This is a genomic window from Streptomyces sp. NPDC047315 (assembly GCF_040643215.1).
Lineage (GTDB): Bacteria > Actinomycetota > Actinomycetes > Streptomycetales > Streptomycetaceae > Streptomyces.
The window spans coordinates 220,250-240,889 of the sequence record NZ_JBEYTZ010000006.1; the positions used below are offsets into that span (position 1 = coordinate 220,250).

17 protein-coding genes are annotated in these 20,640 nt (G+C 73.2%); 9 read left to right on the top strand and 8 right to left on the bottom strand.

The features are described from left to right. Nucleotides 1-18: 18 nt before the first annotated feature. Entirely contained in the window at nt 19-237 is a 219-nt protein-coding gene (locus ABZ842_RS08945; RefSeq protein ID WP_361534070.1) for a cation transporter, read from the bottom strand. Nucleotides 238-724: 487 nt separating this feature from the next. On the opposite strand from ABZ842_RS08945, the gene ABZ842_RS08950 reads away from it, so the two are divergent. Beyond that, nucleotides 725-1,543 (top strand): SDR family NAD(P)-dependent oxidoreductase, encoded by an 819-nt coding sequence (locus ABZ842_RS08950; protein WP_361534073.1) that lies wholly within the window; start codon nt 725-727, stop codon nt 1,541-1,543. A gap of 9 nt (nt 1,544-1,552) precedes the next feature. Here the strand turns inward: ABZ842_RS08950 and ABZ842_RS08955 are convergent, their stop codons facing one another. Continuing rightward, a complete protein-coding gene (locus tag ABZ842_RS08955) occupies nt 1,553-2,170 on the bottom strand; it encodes a hypothetical protein (RefSeq protein WP_361534076.1) in 618 nt (205 codons plus the stop codon). A gap of 827 nt (nt 2,171-2,997) precedes the next feature. Between ABZ842_RS08955 and ABZ842_RS08960 the strand changes: the two genes are divergently transcribed. Then, the gene (locus tag ABZ842_RS08960) at nt 2,998-3,753 is read left to right on the top strand and encodes a methyltransferase domain-containing protein (RefSeq protein ID WP_361534079.1); all 756 of its coding nucleotides are present in this window, start codon (nt 2,998-3,000) and stop codon (nt 3,751-3,753) included. 24 nt (nt 3,754-3,777) lie between these two features. Here ABZ842_RS08960 and ABZ842_RS08965 read toward each other — a convergent pair whose 3' ends face one another. The 4 genes from ABZ842_RS08965 to ABZ842_RS08980 are packed head-to-tail and all read right to left on the bottom strand — an operon-like array spanning nt 3,778 to nt 8,894. Then, nucleotides 3,778-4,899, bottom strand: a complete 1,122-nt coding sequence (locus tag ABZ842_RS08965; protein WP_361534082.1) for an XdhC/CoxI family protein — start codon at nt 4,897-4,899, stop codon at nt 3,778-3,780. A 49-nt stretch (nt 4,900-4,948) separates the two neighbouring features. Beyond that, on the bottom strand, nt 4,949-7,384 hold the full coding sequence (locus tag ABZ842_RS08970; RefSeq protein ID WP_361534085.1) for a molybdopterin cofactor-binding domain-containing protein: 2,436 nt from the start codon (nt 7,382-7,384) through the stop codon (nt 4,949-4,951). Then, nucleotides 7,384-8,001 carry a (2Fe-2S)-binding protein gene (locus ABZ842_RS08975; RefSeq protein ID WP_361534088.1) on the bottom strand — a complete coding sequence of 206 codons (618 nt, stop codon included), beginning with the start codon at nt 7,999-8,001 and terminating at the stop codon, nt 7,384-7,386. The genes ABZ842_RS08970 and ABZ842_RS08975 overlap by 1 nt, the downstream gene beginning before the upstream one ends. Beyond that, nucleotides 8,001-8,894: an FAD binding domain-containing protein gene (locus tag ABZ842_RS08980; protein ID WP_361534091.1), complete on the bottom strand. Its 894-nt coding sequence runs from the start codon at nt 8,892-8,894 to the stop codon at nt 8,001-8,003. The genes ABZ842_RS08975 and ABZ842_RS08980 overlap by 1 nt, the downstream gene beginning before the upstream one ends. Nucleotides 8,895-9,198: 304 nt before the next feature. Here ABZ842_RS08980 and ABZ842_RS08985 point away from each other — a divergent pair, with 304 nt between their 5' ends. The 5 genes from ABZ842_RS08985 to ABZ842_RS09005 all read left to right on the top strand — a co-directional run bounded on the left by ABZ842_RS08985 (nt 9,199) and on the right by ABZ842_RS09005 (nt 16,397). Further along, entirely contained in the window at nt 9,199-11,211 is a 2,013-nt protein-coding gene (locus tag ABZ842_RS08985) for a PucR family transcriptional regulator ligand-binding domain-containing protein (protein ID WP_361534094.1), read from the top strand. 262 nt (nt 11,212-11,473) lie between these two features. Then, complete coding sequence (locus tag ABZ842_RS08990) at nt 11,474-12,547, top strand: iron ABC transporter substrate-binding protein (RefSeq protein WP_361534097.1); 1,074 nt, start codon at nt 11,474-11,476, stop codon at nt 12,545-12,547. Between the two features lie 23 nt (nt 12,548-12,570). Then, nucleotides 12,571-14,133, top strand: coding sequence for an iron ABC transporter permease (locus tag ABZ842_RS08995; protein WP_361534100.1), 1,563 nt, complete (start codon nt 12,571-12,573; stop codon nt 14,131-14,133). Beyond that, nucleotides 14,130-15,185 (top strand): ABC transporter ATP-binding protein, encoded by a 1,056-nt coding sequence (locus ABZ842_RS09000; protein WP_361534103.1) that lies wholly within the window; start codon nt 14,130-14,132, stop codon nt 15,183-15,185. Before ABZ842_RS08995 ends, ABZ842_RS09000 begins: the two co-directional genes overlap by 4 nt. 390 nt (nt 15,186-15,575) lie before the next feature. Further along, on the top strand, nt 15,576-16,397 hold the full coding sequence (locus tag ABZ842_RS09005) for a hypothetical protein (RefSeq protein WP_361534106.1): 822 nt from the start codon (nt 15,576-15,578) through the stop codon (nt 16,395-16,397). A 114-nt stretch (nt 16,398-16,511) separates the two neighbouring features. On the opposite strand, the gene ABZ842_RS09010 is transcribed toward ABZ842_RS09005, so the two are convergent. Beyond that, nucleotides 16,512-17,417 carry a GntR family transcriptional regulator gene (locus ABZ842_RS09010; RefSeq protein ID WP_361534109.1) on the bottom strand — a complete coding sequence of 302 codons (906 nt, stop codon included), beginning with the start codon at nt 17,415-17,417 and terminating at the stop codon, nt 16,512-16,514. 159 nt (nt 17,418-17,576) lie between these two features. On the opposite strand from ABZ842_RS09010, the gene ABZ842_RS09015 reads away from it, so the two are divergent. Together ABZ842_RS09015 and ABZ842_RS09020 are read left to right on the top strand one after the other, a co-directional pair. Beyond that, nucleotides 17,577-18,434 (top strand): (2Fe-2S)-binding protein, encoded by an 858-nt coding sequence (locus ABZ842_RS09015; RefSeq protein ID WP_361534112.1) that lies wholly within the window; start codon nt 17,577-17,579, stop codon nt 18,432-18,434. 237 nt (nt 18,435-18,671) lie between these two features. Beyond that, complete coding sequence (locus tag ABZ842_RS09020; RefSeq protein ID WP_361534115.1) at nt 18,672-19,757, top strand: DUF2637 domain-containing protein; 1,086 nt, start codon at nt 18,672-18,674, stop codon at nt 19,755-19,757. Nucleotides 19,758-19,871: 114 nt separating this feature from the next. On the opposite strand, the gene ABZ842_RS09025 is transcribed toward ABZ842_RS09020, so the two are convergent. Beyond that, nucleotides 19,872-20,579: an ATP-binding protein gene (locus tag ABZ842_RS09025; RefSeq protein ID WP_361534118.1), complete on the bottom strand. Its 708-nt coding sequence runs from the start codon at nt 20,577-20,579 to the stop codon at nt 19,872-19,874. Nucleotides 20,580-20,640: the final 61 nt, after the last annotated feature.

Below are 20,640 nucleotides of genomic sequence, written 5' to 3' on the forward strand. Positions count from 1 at the left end.
ACTCCGGCAGGTCGTGGCTCAGGCGCGGCCGAGGAAGTCGTACCCCGCGTCCTCGATCGCCTCCGAGACGACCGCGTCGTCCGGCTCCGCCGTGGTGTCCAGCGTCAGCAGCCCGGTGGAGATCTCCACCTGGACCGTGTTGACCGTGTCCAGCTCGCGCAGCGCCTTGCTGACGATGGCCTTGCAGTGCCCGCTGTTGACTCCGCCGACGCGGTAGGTGGTCTGGTACGACGCCATGGCTCCATCCCCTTCGCTAGTACCCCTAGGGGGTATCTCGTTGAGATCCTTTATACCCCCAGGGGGTATCCATGGCAAAGGCTGCCGCGGACTGTCGGGGCCGGCGCGGAGCGGGCGTCGTCAAGGGGGCGTCAGAGGGGCGGCAAGAGCACGTCAGCAAGCCCGTGCGGCACTTGTCGACGCGTCGGATCCTCCGCTTCGATGAGGGACGTGAACAGCGCGTGGCCCCACTCCGACCGACCGCCCCATACGGCGGCCGGCCGCGTGCCCCGCTACCAGGGGTCGCCTTCCTCCCCGCCCCCGCGCGACTGAACGCGCCGGGGCACCGGGCGACCGAACCGGGCACCAGGGGCGCCGTGACCCGACCTCCGGCGCCCCTGGAACCACCCTTCGGACGGCTGCGGTTGCCGGGCTCACCCTCCGTTCACTCCTCTCACGCCGTTCGAGCCGCGTCGGCTCGAACCCTCGCTTCCCCCTTGGATGGACCATGTCTGTCGTCGACCTCTCGTCCCGCACCGTCCTGATCACCGGGGCGACCTCCGGCATCGGCTACGAAACCGCCCGGCGGCTCGTGGAGCGCGGCGCGACCGTGCTGTTGCACGGCCGCACCCCCGAGGAGAGCCGGGCAGCCGCGGACCGGCTGATCGCCACCACCGGTACCGACGGCGCGCGGCTGTGCGCCTACGCGGCCGACTTCAGCCGGCTGGAGGAGGTGGCCGCGCTGGCGGCTCGCGTGATCGCGGCCCATCCGCGACTGGACGTCCTGGTCAACAACGCCGCCGTCGCCGCGCCCGAGCGCCACACCGTCACGGAGGACGGCAACGAGATCGCGTTCCAGGTGAACTTCCTGGCCCACTACCTCCTCACCAACCTGCTGGAGCCGGCGCTCACGACAGGCGCCGCGGGCGGCGGCGGCAGCCGTGTCGTCAACGTGTCGTCCTCGCTGCACCGCACGGCGTCGATCCAGTGGAACGACCCCCAGCGCACCCGCCGTTACTCACGGCTCGCCGCGTACGCCCAGTCGCAACTGGCGCTCACCGTCTTCGCCGCCGACCGGCGCGTCACGGCGGTCTCGGTCCACCCCGGCGTCTGCGAGACGGAACTGCTGCCGCTGTACGCGCACCAGGGCGCGGCGGCGAGCGCGGGCGCCGCGCACGTCGTCCGGCTGTGCGACCCGGCAACCGAAGTCGTCAACGGTGCGTACTACGAGCTGGATCGCCGGGTCGAGCCGGCGCCCGGCGCGACCGACGAGCGCACCGTCAAGCGGCTGAACAAGCTGGCCGACCAGTTGGTCAGGACGGGCTGACCGCTCGGGTCACCTGGTGTGCGAAGGGGCGCGGCGGTCCGCGACGCCGAGGCGGGCCGCCCACTCCAGGGCGTTGGGGACCCGGGACTCCCGGGGCAGCGGGCCCGGCTCGGAGGCGGAGTCCATCAGCTCCTCCAGCGCCTCCGTGTCCACCGTGCCCTCCGCGACCCGTCGTACGAACCGCTCCGCGGCGGCCCGGTCGCGGTAGCCGGCGTCGGCGAAGCTGTCCGCCAGCGACTTGTCGTCGAAAATGCCGGCGTATCCGTCGCAGGAGGCGGCCAGGCCGTCGTCGGCCACGTAGTCGGGATAGGGCGCCCGCGCCCAGGCGCCCTCTTCCCACCAGTAGAGATATCCCAGTTCATAACCGTCGTTCAGTTCCCGGAGCCGATCGTGCGGCAACCAGTCCGGGGCGTCCGCGAGCAGGTCCACGGGCTTGTCACCCTCATAGGTGGTGTCGCTGCAGTCGACGTCCTGACCGAAGAAGATCGCCTTTCCGTCGGAGTGGAGGGAGAGCGTCCAACCACCGTTGGAATGCGAACAGGACAGTTCCCGGTCGCCCAGGCGGAATACCGGCCTCGTGGTTCTCGTGACAGCGATCAGTACCAGCACGACGGCGCGTTGCCACATGCGTTCGGGCCTTCCCAGCTGCGCCGGAACAAGAGGCTCGTTGGTCATCTGCGTCCCTGCTGTCGACCATGTGTAGTGCCGACCGAACATTCGGCGTTACCGAACCATACGGCCGGACGGAGCGGCGGCGCCAACGGCTCGCACGGCACCGACGGCGGCGTAGCCCGTGCTGCCAAGGGCATCCGGGGCGGGGCGGTGAGAACACGACCTGACGGCGGCAAGGGCGCCGCTTCTTTGTGGAATTGCGCCGCCCGGCGCGCTTTCGCACACGGGAGCGGAGACCTGGCCAAGGTTGTGGATCAACATGTGACGCACCAATGGGTATTGCTCGTCGGAGTTTCGCTGGACAAAGGCCGGAATTGTTCGCCGAAACGGCCGGGGCTCAGTCGGCCGTGACGAGCTACAGACCCGGTCGCACCGCCCGCGGGAGGGGCGGTGCGGTCGGGCCGGGCGCCGGTCCGGAACCCGGGACCGGGCCCGGGAGGAGAACGGAGCGGGTCCGGGCCGGGTGGCCTGCGCTGAGGTGAAGGACTTCAGTCGGACTCGTCGGACTCATGGGGGTGAACGTATCCCCCGCGTACGACCCGATGTTCGCATTTGCTCATCGTTTACTTATCATCGTCCCCCCGGCTGGCTCGAATGCACGGGGCATCGGAAAACTTCGGGCCCGGGCGGCACGGACGTCCGGATTCCGGCGGACCGGGCCGGGGTCGGGGCGGGTCGACACGGGTCGGGTCGGGGTCGGTCGAGACGGATCGGGCCGGGTCGAGACGGATCGGAGCCGCGGGCCCGTCCGCCCGGGCGCGGGGCGTCGTAGGGTGAGGACGATGTTCACCTCATCCGGCCCCACGCTCCGCGAGCTGGCCGTGCAGGCGCTCTCCTCGGTCGAGCGCGGTTACGACCTGCTGGCCCCCAAGTTCGACGCGACGCCCTTCCGCACGCCCGACCGGCTGCTGGACCCCTTCGTACGGGCCGTGCGCCCGCTCGGGCCCTTCCGGGCGGGCCTGGACGTGTGCACCGGCACCGGTGCGGGCGTCGGCGTGTTGCGGCAGCTGTGCGACGAGCGGGTCACCGGCGTCGACTTCAGCGCGGGCATGCTCGCCCGGGCCAGGGCCAGCACGGAGGCGGACGCGGATACGGGCGCGGACGCGGAGCCCGGGGCGCCCGTGGTCAACTGGGTGCGGGCCGACGCGCGCGCCCTCCCCTTCACCGCCTCGTACGACCTGGCCGTCAGCTTCGGGGCGTTCGGCCACTTCCTGCCGAAGGAGTGGCCGGCGCTGTTCGACGGCGTCCACCGCTCGCTGCGCCCCGGCGGCGTCTTCGCCTTTCCGCAGCCCGCACCGCCCAGGGTCGGTTCCCGGCCGTACTGGGCGCTCCTCGGTTTCGACGCGGCGATGCGCGTACGCAACGCGGTGTGGAAGCCGCCGTTCGTCATGTACTACCGGACGTTCGCGCTCGCACCGGTGTGCCGGGCCCTCGAAGACGCCGGGTTCGCGGTGGAGTTGCGGCCGATGGAGGAGTTGGGGCGGCGCGAGGACGGCAGCCCGCGGTGCCGGCTGGTGGTGGCGCGCCGCACCGGCTGACGCCCGCTCGGCGCAGGCGTCCGATCAGCGCAGCGCCGCCGTGCGTCCGTCGTGGTGGATGGGCGTCTGCGTGTCGGTCAGCGGCGCACCGCTGCCGCCGCGCCGCCGCGCGACGATCTCCGCCGCGATCGACACGGCGGTCTCCTCGGGCGTCCGCGCCCCGATGTCGAGCCCGACGGGGCTGTGCAGCCGGGCCAGTTCGCCGTCCGTGAGCCCGGCTTCGCGCAGTCGGCGCTCGCGGTCCTCGTGGGTGCGGCGCGAGCCCATCGCCCCGACGTAGGCGACGGGCAGCCGCAGAGCCCGCACCAACAGCGGCACGTCGAACTTGGCGTCGTGGGTCAGCACGCACAGCACGGTCCGCGCGTCGACCTCGGTGCGGGCGAGATAGCGGTGCGGCCAGTCGACGACGACCTCGTCCGCTTCGGGGAAGCGGGCCCGGGTCGCGAAGACCGCTCGTGCGTCGCACACGGTGACGCGGTGCCCGAGGAACTTCCCCATCCGCACCAGGGCGGCGGCGAAGTCGATCGCGCCGAAGACGATCAGCCGGGGCGGCGGCGTCCGGGTCTGCACGAGCAGGGTCAGCGGGGCGCCGCACCGACCTCCGTCCGCTCCGACGACGACCGTGTCCGTACGGCCCGCGTCGAGCAGGGCGCCGGCTTCCGCGGCGGCGGTGGCGTCCCGTTCGGGGCGGCCACCGAGGGTGCCCTCGTACCGCCCGTCGGGGTGGACGAGGAGGGACCGGCCGAGGAGTTCGGCCGGGCCGTCGACGACTTGGGCGAGCGCGAAGGTCGTGCCGCGGGCGGCCAGGGCGAGGGCGCGCGCCGCGGTGTCGTCCGGCTCGACCCGCGCCACCAGCACCTCGATCTCGCCCCCGCAGGTCAGTCCGGCGGCGAAGGCGTCCTCGTCGGCGTAGCCGAAGCGTTCGCGCACGGGCCGGCCGTCGTGCAGCACCTGGCGGCACAGGTCGTACGCGACGCCTTCGACGCAGCCGCCGGAGAGGGAGCCGACGGCCGTGCCGTCGTGGTCCACGGCGAGCGCGGCGCCCGGCCCGCGCGGTGCGCTGCCGCTGACGGAGACGACGGTGGCCACGGCGAACGCGCGCCCCCGCCGCGCCCATTGGTGCAGTCGGTCGGCGATGTCCAGCACGGCGATCTCCCCTCTACCCTCGTCGCAGTTCACGGTGGTGGCGGCCGGCTCACGAGGTGTCGGCGAGGTGTTCCGGGCGGACCGGAACGCGGTTCAGTTCGAGGCCGGTGGCGGCCCGGATCGCCGCCAGCACCGCTGGGGTGGCGGAGAGCGTGGGCGCCTCCCCCACGCCGCGCAGCCCGTAGGGGGCGTGGTCGTCGGCGAGTTCGAGCAGGTCGACGGGGATGGTGGGGGTGTCGAGGACGGTGGGGATCAGATAGTCCGTGAAGGAGGGGTTGCGCACCCGTGCGGTGACGGGGTCGACGAGGATCTCCTCCATCACCGCGATGCCGAGGCCCTGTGTGCTGCCGCCCTGGATCTGGCCGAGCACGGACAGCGGGTTCAGCGCCTTGCCGACGTCCTGGGCGCACGCCAACTCGACGACCTTCACCAGGCCGAGTTCGGTGTCGACCTCGACGACGGCCCGGTGGGCGGCGAAGGAGTACTGGACGTGGCCGTCGCCCTGGCCCGTGACCCGGTCGAAGGGCGCGGTGGGCCGGTGGCGCCACTCCCTGACAACCTCGACGGCCTCGTCCGCCAGCACGTCGACCAGGTCCGCCAGGGCCTCACCGCCCTCGGTGACCACCTTGCCGCCTTCGAGGCGGAGTTCGGCGGTCGCCCACGCGGGGTGGTACGGGCCGAACCTGGCGCGCCCGAGGTCGAGGACCTTCGCCCGGACGGCCTCGCAGGCGTGCTTGACCGCGCCGCCGGTGACGTACGTCTGACGGGACGCGGAGGTGGACCCGGCGGAGCCGACCCGGGTGTCGGCGGGCTGGATGGTGACCTGGGCGACGCCGAGTTCGGTACGGGCGATCTGGGCGTGCACGGTGACGCCGCCCTGGCCGACCTCGGCCATCGCGGTGTGCACGGTGGCGACGGGCGCCCCGCCGACGACCTCCATCCGCACGCGCGCGGTCGAGTAGTCGTCGAAGCCCTCGGAGAACCCGACGTTCTTGATGCCGACGGCGTAGCCGACGCCGCGCACGACGCCTTCGCCGTGGGTGGTGTTGGACAGCCCGCCGGGCAGCGCCCGCACGTCCACGCCGCCGCCGGCGACCTCCCACTGGCGCTCGGGCGGCAGCGGCCTGGCCTTGACGCGGCGCAGCAGTTCGGCGACCGGGGCCGGGGAGTCGACGCGCTGGCCGGTGGGCATGGTCGAGCCCTGCTCCATCGCGTTGCGCCGGCGCAGTTCGACGGGGTCGAGGTCGAGGGCGGCGGCGAGCTTGTCCATCTGGGCCTCGTACGCGAAGCACGCCTGGACCGCGCCGAAGCCCCGCATCGCGCCGCACGGCGGGTTGTTGGTGTAGAGGGCGAGGGCTTCCACGTCGACGTCGTCGACGACGTACGGGCCGACGCCGAGGGAGGCCGCGTTGCCGACGACCGCCGGCGAGGAGGAGGCGTACGCACCGCCGTCGAGGACGATGCGGCACGTGACGTGGGTCAGCTTCCCGTCGCGGGTCGCGCCGTGCTCGTAGCGGAGCTTGGCCGGGTGGCGGTGGACGTGTCCGAAGAAGGACTCGAAGCGGTTGTAGACCATCTTCACCGGGCGGCCGGTGCGCAGGGCCAGCAGACAGGCGTGGATCTGCATCGACAGGTCCTCGCGCCCGCCGAACGCGCCGCCGACGCCGGAGAGCGTCATCCGCACCTTCTCCGGCGGCAGGCCGAGGACGGGGGCGATCTGGGCGAGGTCGGAGTGCAGCCACTGGGTCGCCACGTACAGCTCGACCCCGCCGTCCTCGCAGGGGACGGCGAGCCCCGACTCGGGCCCGAGGAACGCCTGGTCCTGCATGCCGAAGACGTACTCGCCGGTGACGACGACGTCGGCGCGGCGGGCCGCTGCGGCGGCGTCGCCGCGCACGATCGGCTGGCGGTGGACGACGTTGGGGTGCGGGACGTGGGCGGCGTGGTGGTCGGTGCGGTGCTCGTGGACGAGGACCGCGTCGGGTGCGGTGGCGGACGCCTCGTCGGTGACGACGGGCAGTTCGGCGTAGTCGACCACGATCTTCGCGGCGGCGCGGCGGGCGGTCTCGGGGTGGTCGGCGGCGACGAGGGCGACGGGTTCGCCGTGGTGGCGGACCTTGCGGTGGGCGAGGGCGGGGGTGTCGTGGAACTCCAGGCCGTAGTGCTTCACGTCGGCGGGCAGGTCGTCGTGGGTGAGGACGGCGTGGACGCCGGGGGTGGCCAGGGCCGCGGTGACGTCGACGGCGCGGATCTCGGCGTGGGCGAGGGGGGAGCGCAGGGTGTGGCCCCAGAGCATGTGTTCGTGCCACATGTCGGAGGAGTACGCGAACTCGCCGGTGACCTTGAGCGTTCCGTCGGGGCGGAGGGTGGATTCGCCGATTCCGCCGGGGGTGGGTGAGCCCTGGGTGAGGCCGGTGGGGGTGCCGGCGGGCGTGGCGGGGGTGCGCGGTGCGGACGGTGTACTCCGTGTACTTGGCGTACTCATCAGGTGGCCCCCTGCTGACGGACGGCGGCGAGGCGGACCGCGTCGAGGATCTTCTCGTAGCCGGTGCAGCGGCAGAGGTTGCCGGAGAGCGCTTCGCGGATGTCGCCGTCGGAGGGGTCGGCGTTGCGTTCCAGGAGTTCGTCGGCGGCGACGAGCAGGCCGGGGGTGCAGAAGCCGCACTGGACGGCGCCGGCGTCGATGAAGGCTTGCTGGATCGGGGCGAGTTCGGCTCCGGCGGATTCGTGGGCGAGGGCCGGAGGGGCAGGGGCGGGGTGTGCGGGGGCCGCGTGGGCGGGGTGGCCGTGGGCGGTCCAACGGCGTGCCTCGTCGAGCGGGGTTCCGGAGGCGTTCGCGGGGTCGTCGCGCTGTCGGGCGTGGTCCGCGAGCCCTTCGACCGTCACCACGTCGCGCCCCTCGGCCTGCCCGGCGGCGACCAGGCAGGCGCAGACGGGCACGCCGTCGAGACGTACGGTGCAGGAGCCGCACTCGCCCTGCTCGCAGGCGTTCTTGGAGCCCGGCAGGCCCATGCGCTCGCGCAGCACGTACAGCAGGCTCTCGCCCTCCCAGACGTCGTCCGCCTGCTGACGGCGGCCGTTTACGGTGAAGCTGACGCGCATCAGGCGGCTCCCTCGGTGGTGCGGCGACCGGTGCCGCGGTACGACTCCCAGGCCCAGGTCAGGGTGCGGCGGGCCATCACGCCGACGGCGTGCCGGCGGTAGGCGGCGGTGCCGCGGACGTCGTCGATCGGCTGGCAGGCGCCGGCGGCCAGTTGGGCGAACTGGCGGGCGACGGACGGCGTGACGGTCTTGCGGCTCTCCCAGAAGCCGCCCTCCTCCAGCGCGGCGGCCAGGAACTCCTCGGCGACCCGGGCGCGCACGGGGGTGGGCGCGGCCGAGCCGATGCCGGTGCGCACGGTGCGCGTGCGCGGGTGTAGCGCGAGGCCGAAGGCGCAGACCGCGATGACCATGGCGTTGCGCGTACCGACCTTGCTGAACTGCTGCGGGCCGTCGGCCCTCGCGACGTGGACGGCCCGGATCAGCTCGTCGGGCGCGAGCGCGTTGCGTTTGACGCCGGTGTAGAAGTCGTCGACGGGGATGCGGCGGGTGCCGCGTACGGACGCCACCTCGACCTCGGCGCCGGCGGCGAGCAGCGCGGGGTGGGCGTCCCCGGCGGGGGACGCAGTGCCGAGGTTGCCGCCGACGCTGCCGCGGTTGCGGATCTGCGGGGAGGCTACGGTGTGCGCGGCGAGCGCGAGGCCGGGCAGCTCGGCGCGCAGGTGCTCGACGATCTGCGCGTACGGGACGCCGGCGCCCAGCCGGACGGTGTCAGCGCCGACCTCCCACCGGCGCAGCTCGTCGATCCGACCGAGGTCCATGAGGCGGTCGGGGCGGCGGTGGTCGAAGTTGATCTCGACCATGACGTCGGTGCCGCCGGCGATGGGCACGGCGGTGGGGTGCTCGGCCTTCGCGGCGAGGGCTTCGTCCCAGCTGGCGGGCCGGAGGAACTCCATGCGGGGCTCTCTTCTGCCGATGGCACTGGCCTGGTGGTGGCCTGACGATGGTCTGGTGGTGGCCTGGCGGTGGGTGCTTCGCTGTCCTGTTTCACGCGCTGTGGGGCCAGTACACAAGCGGCGCCCCACCAGGTGCAGTCACCGAAGACATGAAGGAGTTGGCTGGTCCGTACAGGCGTCTTGTAGATTCAGACGAAGAGGAAGCAGGACGAGTGGCGGCGGCTCCCACGGCTGGTTCGTGGGTCGGGTGGTGCGAACCACCGAGGTCGACGGGCCACCACGGACAAGGGATCGGCGGCGACGGATGCGGCTGCGCGCACTGCTGGAGAACGACGCGCTGGGGCTGCGGCTGCTGGGCGGCGAGGACGAGCTGGACCGCGGCGTGCGCGGGGTGATGACGACCGACCTGCGCGACCCGAGCCGCTATCTGTCGGGCGGTGAGCTGGTGCTCACCGGCTTGGCGTGGCGGCACTCGCCCAAGGACTCGGAGCCGTTCGTACGGATCCTGGTGCAGGCGCAGGTGGCGGGGCTCGCGGCGGGCGAGGCGGAGCTGGGGGCGGTCCCGGACGACCTGGTGGCGGCATGCGCACGGCACCGGCTGCCGCTGTTCGCGGTGCACGAGTCGGTGGCGTTCGCGACGATCACGGAGTACGTGGTGCGCCAGGTGTCCGGCGAACGGGCCGGGGACCTGGCGGCGGTGGTGGACCGGCACCGGAGGCTGATGACGTCGGGCCCGACGGGCGGCGGCCCCGAAGTGGTGCTCGACCTCCTCGGCTCCGACCTGGACCTGCGTGCCTGGGTGCTGTCGCCGACGGGGCGGCAGATCGCCGGGCCGAGTGACGTGAGTGGTGTGGGGGGTGCAAGTGGTGCAGGGGGCTCGGGAGGCACAGGGGGCGCGGGCGTCACTTCAGGCACTGCCACCTCAGGCAGCACACCAGTCACAGGTGGTGCAGGAGCCACAGCAGTAACCGAGAGCGGTGCTCGCGAAGCTGGAGCGCCGCTCACAACCGAGAGCACCGCTCACCGAACCGCCACCGGAGCGCCGCTCACAACCAAGAGCACCGCTCACCAAACCGCCACCGGAGCACCGCTCACAACCGAGAGCACCGCTCACCGAACCGCCACCGGAGCGCCGCTCACAACCAAGAGCACCGCTCACCAAACCACCGCCGGAGCACTGCCCGCCGAAGTGAGCACCGCTCTCGCCGGTGAGCACCTGTCCGCCACCCGTGCCGGCCACCGCCCCCCGCACCGCACCACCGTGGCCGGCACGGTCTACTCGCTCTTCCCCGTCCAGCACGCCGACCGCGCCGCCGCCCCCGGCTCCCACGACGTGCGCGAGAGTGTGCTGTCCGACTGGCTGCTCGCCGTCGAGGCGGACGCCGGCGACTGGCCGTCCGCCCGGCTCGATCTGCTCCAGGGCGTCACCCAGCTGATCGCCGTCGAACGCGACCGCCGCGACGCGGCCCGCACCGTGCGCCGCCGGCTCGCCCAGGAGGTGTTGGAGTTGGTGCAGACCGGTGCGGCGCCGGCCGAGGTCTCCGCCCGGCTGCGGGTGGCCGCCCCCGTCCTGTTGCCCGGTCTGGACACCGCCCCGCACTGGCAGATCGTGGTCGCCAGGGTCGACTGGGGCCCGGACGCGGCCGGCGTCGACGCCGGCGCCGTCGCGCAGGCCCTGTTGGAGGAAGTCCTGGTCGACCCGGCCGCGGCCGGTGCCGACGCCTCCGACCGGTTCGCCGTCGCACACGCGGGAGACGAAGCCGTCGCCCTCGTACCGCTGTCCGCCCTACCGCCGGTGGGCGACTCCCCCGCCTCCGCCGAGGCACTGCACGCGGACGCGCTGCTGGCCGCGGTCCGCGAGCCGCTGTCGGCCGGACTCGGCGACGACGGACGGCTGACCATCGGGGCGAGCGCCGCGGTCTCCTCCGCCGAGGGCCTGCGCGGTGCGCTGGAGGAGGCCCGGCACGCCCGTCGGGTCGCCGCCGCCCGCCCCGGCCGGGTGTGCGCCGCCGGCCACCACGAGTTGGCCTCGCACGTCCTGTTGCTGCCGTTCGTCCCGGACGACGTGCGCCGCGCCTTCACCGCGCGCCTGCTCGACCCGCTGCGGGACTACGACCGGCGCCACCGCGCCGAGCTGATCCCCACGCTGGAGGCGTTCTTGGAGTCCGACGGCTCGTGGACGCGGTGCGCGGCCCGGCTGCACCTGCACGTGAACACCCTGCGGTACCGGGTCGGACGGATCGAACAGCTCACGGGCCGCGACCTGTCGCGCCTGGAAGACAAGCTGGACTTCTTCCTCGCGCTCCGCATGGGCTGAGGCCCCCGCCACACACCCACACACCCCGCCACACACCCTGCCCCGCCTGACCGGATGCCAACGATCCGATCACAGCCAGGGGGCGTACAAAACGCCACGAACAGCCACCAGAGCGCACCAAAACCCCCGCCATCGGCCAATCTCCAACCTGGCTGAAAATTGACAGTTAGGAAAGCCTCACCATATTTATTGGACCGTTCCGTTTGTGTTCCCGTGCGACGACCGGTCCCCCCGAGCGCCGCGGGCTGTCCAGGAGGCCCCCATGCGCCGTCCGTCCCTTCGTCGCGGCACCGCACTCGCGTTGTCCGCACTGCTCCTCCCCGTCCTCGCGGCCTGCGGCAGCTCGGACGACAAGGGCAGCGGCGACGACAAGAACGGCAAGAACGGCGACGCCAAGGCCCAGGGCTCCGACGAGCTGGTCATCTACTCGGGCCGCAACGAGAAGCTGATCTCCCCGATCATCGAGAAGCTGGAGAAGGCCACCGGCACCAAGGTCCAGGTGCGCTACGGCGACAGCGCCGAGCTCTCCGCCCAGATCCTGGAAGAGGGCAAGAAGACCAAGGCCGGGCTGTTCTTCTCGCAGGACGCGGGCGCCCTCGGCGCGCTGTCGAAGGCGGGCGTTCTCGCCGAGCTGCCGAAGAACTCCCTGGACAAGGTGGACGCCGCCTTCCGCGGCGGCGAGGGCGACTGGGTCGGCGTCTCCGGCCGCTCCCGCGTCATCGCGTACCACCCGGAGAAGGCCCCCAAGGCCCCGGACAGCGTCATGGACCTGACCAAGCCGGAGTGGAAGGGCAAGGTCGGCTACGCGCCCACGAACGCCTCCTTCCAGGCGTTCGTCACCGGCATGCGCGTCCTGAAGGGCGACGACGCCACCCAGAAGTGGCTGAAGGACTTCAAGGCGAACGGCGCCAAGCCCTACGACAAGAACGGCGCCGTCCTCGACGCCGTCAACTCCGGCGAGGTCTCCCTCGGCCTGATCAACCACTACTACTGGTACGAGAAGGCCGCCGAAGTCGGCGCCGACAAGCTCAAGGCCAAGATCCACTTCCTGCCGGGCGGCGACCCGGGCGCCCTGGTGAACGTGGCGGGCGTCGGTGTCCTCAAGAACGGCGGCCAGAGCGCCGCGGCCCAGAAGGCTGTCGACTACCTGCTCTCCGACGAGGCCCAGCAGTACTTCGCGGCGGAGACCAAGGAGTACCCGCTGTCCGCCGGCGTCGTCTCGCCCGTCAAGGACCTCCCGCCGCTGGCCTCGCTGAAGGCCCCGAAGATCGACCTCGGTGAGCTGGACTCGCTCCAGAAGACGCTGGAGATGATCCGCGAAGCCGGGATGGTCTGAGCCAGCCCCGTCCTCACGCGCCCATGAGCACGCACACCTCCCGGCCCGTGCGCACCCCGGCTGCCGCGCCCCGCGCGGCAGCCGGTCGGCGTACGCCTCCGCTCGTCCTCCTGCTCCCGGCCGCCGCGGCGGCCCTGCTCGCCCTGCTCCCCCTCGGCTACCTCGGCGTCCGCGCCATGGAACGCGGCTGGGGCTTCGCCTGGGGCATCGTCACCGAGCAGCGCACCCTCGAACTCCTCGGCCGCAGCCTCCAGCTCACCGCCATCGTGGTGGCCGGATCCCTGCTGCTCGGCATCTCCCTGGCCTGGCTGACGGTCCGTACGAACCTGCCGGGCCGCCGCGCGTGGGCCGTGCTGGCGACGCTGCCGCTGGCCGTGCCGAGCTACGTCGCCGCCTTCACCTGGATCTCCGCGGCCCCGTCGCTCGCCGGGCTGCCCGGTGCGGCGATCACCCTCACCTTCGCCTGCTTCCCGTACGTGTTCCTGCCGGTCGCGGCGACCCTGCGCGGCATCGACCCCGCGCAGGAGGAGGCCGCGCGCTCGCTGGGGCACGGCGCGCTGCGGACCTTCGTGCAGGTCACCCTGCCGCAGCTGCGGCCCGCCGCGGCCGGCGGTGCGATCCTCGTCGCGCTGTACGTGCTCTCCGACTTCGGCTCGGTCTCCATCACCCGCTACGACACCTTCACCCGCGCCGTCCACGCGTCCTATCAAGCCAGTTTCGATCGCACTCCGGCGGCCGTGCTCGGCTGCGTGCTGGTCGTCATGACCGTGCTGCTGGTGCTGGCCGAGAACCGCACCCGAGGCCGCGCCGGTCACGCCCGCACCGGCCGGGGCAGCGCCCGGCCGCCCGTGCGGCTGCGCCTCGGCGCCTGGACCGCGCCCGCGCTCGCGTGGTGCACCGGCGTCGCCGCCGCATCCGTCGCCTTCCCGCTGGCCACCCTGGGCTACTGGCTCACCGTCGGCAACTCCGGCTTCGACGGCGAGAAGCTGCTGTCCGCCACGGTCACCACCGTCACCGTGGCCGCGGTCGGAGCGGCCGTGACCACGGTGCTCGCGATCCCGGTCGGCGTGCTCTCCGCCCGCCACCGCGGCCGGCTGGCCCGGCTGCTGGAGCAGTCCGTGTACGCGGGGCACGCGGTCCCCGGCATCACGGTGGGCCTGGCGCTCGTCTTCTTCGCGGTGCGGTACGCGTATCCGCTCTACCAGGAACTGCCGCTGCTGATCGTGGCGTACGTCGTCCTCTTCCTGCCGGTCGCCGTGGCCTCCGCCCGGGCGGCCGTGCTCCAGGCCCCGCCGGTGCTGGAGGACGTGGCGCGTTCGCTCGGCCGCAGCCCGCTGCAGGTGTTGCGGGAGGTCACCGTCCCGCTGGCGGCGCCCGGCATCGGCGCGGGCGCGGCCCTCACCTTCGTGGTGATCATGAAGGAGCTGCCGGCGACGCTGCTGCTCCGTCCCACCGGCACGGACACGCTGGCGACCCGGCTGTGGACCGAGACGGGCGCGGGCGCCTTCGCCGGCGCCGCGCCGTACGCCGCGGCCATCGTCCTCATCGCGGCCGTTCCCTCCTATCTGCTCGGAAGGCGCTCATGACGGATCTCCGCATCACCGCGGTGACCAGCTCGTACGGTCGGGGCGAGCGGGTGCTCGACGGCCTGGACCTCACCGTCGGCGCGGGCGAGTTGGCCGCGGTCCTCGGCCCGTCCGGCTGCGGCAAGACCACGCTGCTGCGGGTCGTCGCCGGCTTCGTCGCCCCCGACTCCGGCGAGGTCTCCCTCGGCGGGCGGATCGTCAGCGGGCCCGGCGTCCACGTGCCGCCGGAGCGGCGCGGCGTCGGCATCGTCGCCCAGGAGGGCGCGCTCTTCCCGCATCTGAGCGTCGCCCGGAACGTCGCGTTCGGCCTCACCGGCACCAAGCGCGCCGAGCGGGCCGAGCGCACCGCGGAGCTGCTGGAACTCGTCGGGCTCGGCGCGTACGGCGAGCGGATGCCGCACGAGCTCTCCGGGGGCCAGCAGCAGCGCGTCGCCCTCGCCCGGGCGCTCGCCCCGCGCCCCGCGCTGGTCCTCCTCGACGAACCGTTCAGCGCCCTCGACAGCGCCCTGCGCGCGGGCCTGCGCTCCGACGTCCGGGCCGCGCTGCGCACCGCCGGCGCCACCGCCGTCCTCGTCACGCACGATCAGGAGGAGGCCCTGTCCACCGCGGACCGGGTGGCCGTCGTGCGCGACGGCAAGATCGCCCAGTGCGGCACCCCCGAGGAGCTCTATCACCGGCCGATCGACCCGTGGGTGGCGTCGTTCGTCGGTGACGCGGTGCTGCTGGCCGGCACGGCGGACGCCGGCACCGCCACCACCGCGCTGGGAGCCGTACGGGTCGAAGGCGGCGCCCGCGGCAGCGGCACCGTGGTCCTGCGGCCCGAGCAACTGCGCCTGCGCTCCGCTGACGAAGCAGCCGACACGGACGACGCGGCGCCGGGCGCCCACGGCCGCGTCACCGAGGTGCGCTTCCACGGCCACGACGCCCTGTTCCTGCTGGAAGTCCCCGACGTCGGCCGGGTGACGGTCCGCTCGTCCGGCGCCCCGGAGTTCCGCCCCGGCGATCGGGTGACGGTGTCGACGGCGGGCGAGGGCACGTTCCACCACTCCTGAAAGCCCGCCCGGCCACCCGCGGCACCGCCCCTCGAACTGCCGTCGAAAACCGGCCGAACGCAACCGCGAAAACCATCCCGCGCCCCTGCCGAAATCCGTTCGACCGCGCGTCGGCCGCATCATCGAGAACCGGCCGGAAGCAGCTCGAACACGGGACCGGGAACCCCTTCGGGCCGTACGGGACACGGCCCGCGCAGCCACGCCCCGATGAGCCCCCGACCGCGCATCGGGGGCTCATCGGGGCGTGGTCGTCCCGCTGCCCGCACGCCTTCCAAAGATTGTGAATTGATTCACTCAACCCCTTGGCCAGGCAGCCCGATCCATGCTGAGATTCCCCATACTCAACAGCTCGCTGGCGTGCTCGGGGAGGGCGTAGTGGCGCATTCCGCCATGTCTGGTTCCGGAACCACAGCAGGTGACGACCCACTCCAGACCGCGGTGTGGCGGCTGCGTTCCCGCGGCTGCTGGACCGATGCGGCGGCCCTGCTCGCCCCGCACGCGGCGGAGCCGGCCGCGGCCCTGGAGCGGGTCGGACTCCTCGTCGAACGGTGCATGTTCACCGCCGACGGGTGGGCGGACGCGGAGGACGCCCTCCGCATCGCCGAGGCCGGCGCCCGCGACGACGAGGAGCGCGGCGGCGCCGCCTGCGAACGCGGACGGCTGGCCTACGCGGCGACCACGCTCGGCGTGCGCGACCGGGCGGACGAGGCCCGCACCGCACTCGGCCGGGCCGCGGCCCTGCTGTCCCCGACGTCGCCACAGCGCCCGCTGCTGGACTTCCGGCGCGGGCTGGTCGCCGAGCACATCGCGGACTCGCCGCAGGCCGCCCGCGCCGCGTACCAGCGTGCGCACGAGGGCGCCCGGGCCCAGGGCGACGTGCTCCTGCTCTCCTTCACCCATCATCACCAGGCCCAACTCGCCTTAAGAGAAGGCGAGTTGCTCCAAGCGCAGCAGGGCTTCGCCGAGGCGCTGCGGATCCGGGTGGACCTGGGCTATCTGATCGGCGTGGCGCCGGCGCTCGCCGCGCTCGCCGACTGCGAGCCGGAGCCGGAGGCCGGGCGGCTGCTGGCCGAGGCGCGGCGGCTGTTCCGGCTGCTGGGCGGCGTGCCGGTGTGGCTGGCGGACCGGCTGGCCCCCGCGTTCCCCACCCAGACGGACGGTCAGGGCCGTACGGACCGGTCGACCACGACGCCGTCGAAGCCAGCGGCCTGACCCACCGGGCACGGCCCGGGCCGCGTCCGGTCCGCCCTGAGGGCGTACGACGCCACCTTCCGAACCCGAACCGGCCCGTCCGGGCCAGGGTCGCCCGGACGGCCACACGGCCCGTCACACGGGCCGTAAATGGCCTCGGAACAGGGGGCTCACCGCCGTCAGGTCGCGGGCGGTCAGCGCGTCCAGCAGGGCGCCGTGCTCCGCCGCGTCGGCGAGGAGCGCCGCCCGCCCCCCGGCCACGGCGGCACCGTCGGCACCGGCCGCGCGCAACGGCCACTGAGAGCGGCGGTGCAGGTCGTCCGCGACGGCCACCAGTTGGTCGTTGCCGGACAGGGCGAGCACCGCGCGGTGGAAGGCGCGGTCGGCCTCCCCGTACCGCGCGCGGTCGCCGGTGGCCGCGGCCGTCGCGGCTGCGTCCGCCAGCGGGCGCAGGGCGGCCCAGCGCTCGCCGGGGACGGTGCGCGCCAGCTCCAGGACGACCGGCACCTCGATCAAGGCGCGCACTTCGGCGAGTTGGGCGAGTTCGCGGGGGCTGCGGACGGCGACCCGGAAGCCGCGGTTGGGCACGACGTCCACCGCGCCGTCGGCGGCGAGTTGCTGCATGGCTTCGCGCACGGGCGTCGCCGACACCCCGAAGCGACCCGCCAGCGCGGGGGCCGAGTAGACCTCGCCGGGGACGAGTTCGCCGCCGGCGAGAGCGGCGCGCAGCGCCTGGAGGATCTGTTCGCGCACCAGGTGGCGTCGTACGGCGACGACGCCCTTCCCGGCCGCGGGGCCCTGCGCGGTGCCGTGGGTGCCGTCCTGCGGCCCCGCCGCTGCCGCTGCCGCCCGGCCCGCCTGCTCCGGTACGCGCGGCGCGGAGGTGGAGCGGGGAAGCGGCACGGACGGCGCCCGCCCCGACGCCTCCGCCCCGGGCCCGCGCCCCCGCGTTCCGCCGCTCCCCGCCGGGCCTTCCCCGGGGGGACCCGTCGCGGAACGCGCCCGGCCTCCCGCCGAGGGCTGAGCCGCAGCCCGCTCCATCGCGCCCCCTCCTGCGCCCGCGCCACACCGTTCGCCGGGCCCGACTCGCGCGCCCGGTGCTCTGTGTGCACGATAGGCGGACCGGGCAGGACGTCAAACCGCACCTCCTTCAGGTAAGGTAAGCCTTACCTGAAGTCGATCGTGATTCGGCGGCCCTCCATGACCCTGCCCTCGCTGCTGCCAGCGCTCACCTCGCCGGTCCAGGACGCGTACGCCCAACTGGCCGAGGTGTACCCCGCGCTGGGCATTCGCGAGCTGGGGCCCGGCGACCCCACCCCGTGCGGTGACGGCTGGGTCGGCGGCGACGACCTCGCGGCCGGGGGCGCCGCGCTCGACGCCTTCCTCACCTGGGACGCGGACCAGCTCCGGCGCGACTACGGCCAGGACGCCCGCTCCGACGTCATCGCCACCTTCGGCCTGCACCGCTACGCCTGGCCGGCGCTGCTGCTGATCACCGTCCCGTGGTTCCTGCGCCGCCGCGTGCCCCACCTGCCGCCGTCGAGCGTGGCCTACCAGCGCACCCTCCGTCAGCTGACCCTGCGCGTCACCGACTTCGCCTGCCTGCCCGGCGACCCGGCCGCGCGGCTGCCCGGCGCCCGCGTCGTCCCGGACGAGGCGGCGCTGCGCGACGAGGTGCGCACCGCCGTCGCCGACCACCTGGGCCCCCTCCTGGACGGCTTCGGCCCGCGGATGCGCCGCGGCCGGCGCGCGCTGTGGGGCATGGTCACGGACGAGGTCGTCGAGGGCCTCTGGTACGTCGCCAGCCTGCTCGGCCCGGACGAGGAGGCCCGGGCCATGACGGAGCTTCAGATGCTGCTGCCGGGGACGCCGGTGGCCAAACCGTACGTCGGGACGCCCGGCTTCCGCATGCTGCACGGGCCCGCGGGCGAGCAGTTGGCGACCCGGGACCGGGCGAGCTGCTGCCTGTTCTATACACTTCGGCCCGACGACACCTGCGTCACCTGCCCCCGCACCTGCGATGCGGACCGGGTGGCGCGGCTACTGCCGAGCGCCTGATCCACCGGCGCAGGACGGTTGTCACGCTCCGGATGCCACTCCCCCCTTCCGGGTGATATAAAACGTACGCAACTCCCGCTGCCCGCACGGCAGTTCGAGTTAAACCCACCTATCCGTATGCCGTATGGCCCCATTGGCGTTCTCTTGCCACGAAAACCCCTGGGATCGCCCGGACTTCGGTCAGTATGGCGGCTGAAACGCCCTACCGCGATGCAGATGTAAGGGACGCCATTCACTATGAACATATCGCTTTCCTGGCTGCTTCCCGGCGGCGTGATGCTCGTGGGAGTGCTGATCGCGATCGTCGTGCTCCAGCGCGGCAAGAAGGCCACCAAGGCCGCTCCCGAGGACTCCTGGGAGCGCAGCGAGGAGCGCCGGCGGCGCAAGGAAGCCATGTACGCCACGGCCTCCTACGTCCTGCTCTTCTGCTGTGCCGCCGTCGCAGCCGCGCTCTCCTTCCACGGCCTGGTCGGCTTCGGCCGGCAGAACCTGAACCTGTCCGGCGGCTGGGAGTACCTGGTCCCGTTCGGGCTCGACGGCGCCGCCATGTTCTGCTCGGTGCTCGCCGTGCGTGAGGCCAGCCACGGTGACGCGGCCCTCGGCTCCCGCCTGTTGGTGTGGATGTTCGCGGGTGCGGCGGCCTGGTTCAACTGGGTCCACGCCCCGCGCGGCCTCGACCACGCGGGCGCGCCCCACTTCTTCGCCGGCATGTCGCTGTCCGCGGCGATCCTCTTCGACCGCGCCCTGAAGCAGACCCGTCGCGCTGCCCTGCGCGAGCAGGGCCTGGTGCCCCGCCCGCTGCCGCAGATCCGGGTCGTCCGGTGGCTGCGCGCTCCCCGCGAGACCTTCAACGCCTGGTCGTTGATGCTGCTGGAGAACGTGCGGACGCTGGACGAGGCGGTCGAGGAGGTCCGCGAGGACCGGGCGGCGAAGGAAGCCAACCGGCAGCGTTCCCGTGAGCACGCGAAGTTGGAGCGCGCGCGGCTGAAGGCCATAAACCGGTCGCACCGCGCCTGGGGCCGCGGTCGGGTCCTGCCCGAGCCAGACCTGCCCGTGCTGACGTCCAGCGCGGCCGTCGGAGCGAGCTCCAGCGCCTCGGGGAGTTCGGCCACGGCCCTGTCGGAGGGTGCGAAACCCGTAGCGGAGCCTGCCATAGAAACCGGACTGTCGCCGCTTCGATCCATGCCCTCCCTTCAGGCCGGGGCCCCGGCCCCCGTTGACGCCAAGGTCGTCGACCTCACGGCCGAGGACGACACCATGACGCTGCCCAAACTGGACTCGCTGGAGCGGAAGCTGAAGGATCTGGAGCAACAGTTCGGCTGAGCGGAGGCCGGACTGTCGGGCGACGAGCGAGCACCGACCGTCAGTGATGCCGAAGGGGCGGCCCCGGGAAACCACCGGGACCGCCCCTTCGGCATGTGCGGCTGCCGCCGGCGCTCAGGCCGACAGCGCGTTCAGTTCGAACCAGACGACCTTGCCGGCGCGTTGGGTGTGGACGCCCCAGGAGTCCGCGAGGCTCTGCACCAGGGCGAGGCCCCGGCCGTGCGTCTCCAGGAGGTCCGGGTCCGGCATGGCCTCCGCCTCGTCGAAGCCGGTGCTTGTGCTTGTCCTTGTGCTTGTGTCGGACGCGTTGCCGGTGTCGGAAGTGCCGCCAGTGCCGGACGCGTTGCCGGCGCCGGAAGCGTTGCCAACGCCCGTGCCGATTCCCGTGCAGATGCCCGCGCCGGCAGCCGGCCCGCCCACGGCGGTCAGCGCTGACGGTGGCTCCGGGAACCCCTCGACGAAGTCCCGTACCTCCACGCGCAGCGTCGACGTCCCCACCGTCGCCGTGACCACGGCTCCGTGGTCCGTGTGGATCAGTGCGTTGGTCACCAGTTCGCTCGCCAACAACTCGGCCACGTCGGCGGCCTCCCGGCCGCCCCAGCGCCCCAACAACTCGCGTAATCCGTGCCGCACTTCCGGCACGGCCTTCAGATCGCCGCACCCCATGCGCCGGTGCAGCCGCTCCCCTCCCCGGACCCCTGCGGGCTGGCCCCCGTACCTGTCGGCTCCCTCTGCAGCGGAGCCGACCCCTCCCTGACGCCCAGTCATCATCCCCACCCGTTGACATCGGACCTCCGGACACGGCTCTCCGTGTCGAACCATTCCACGAGAGCCCTGCCCTGATCAGGGGCGGGCCACGCATGACGAAGTGGTCAAGCTGCGC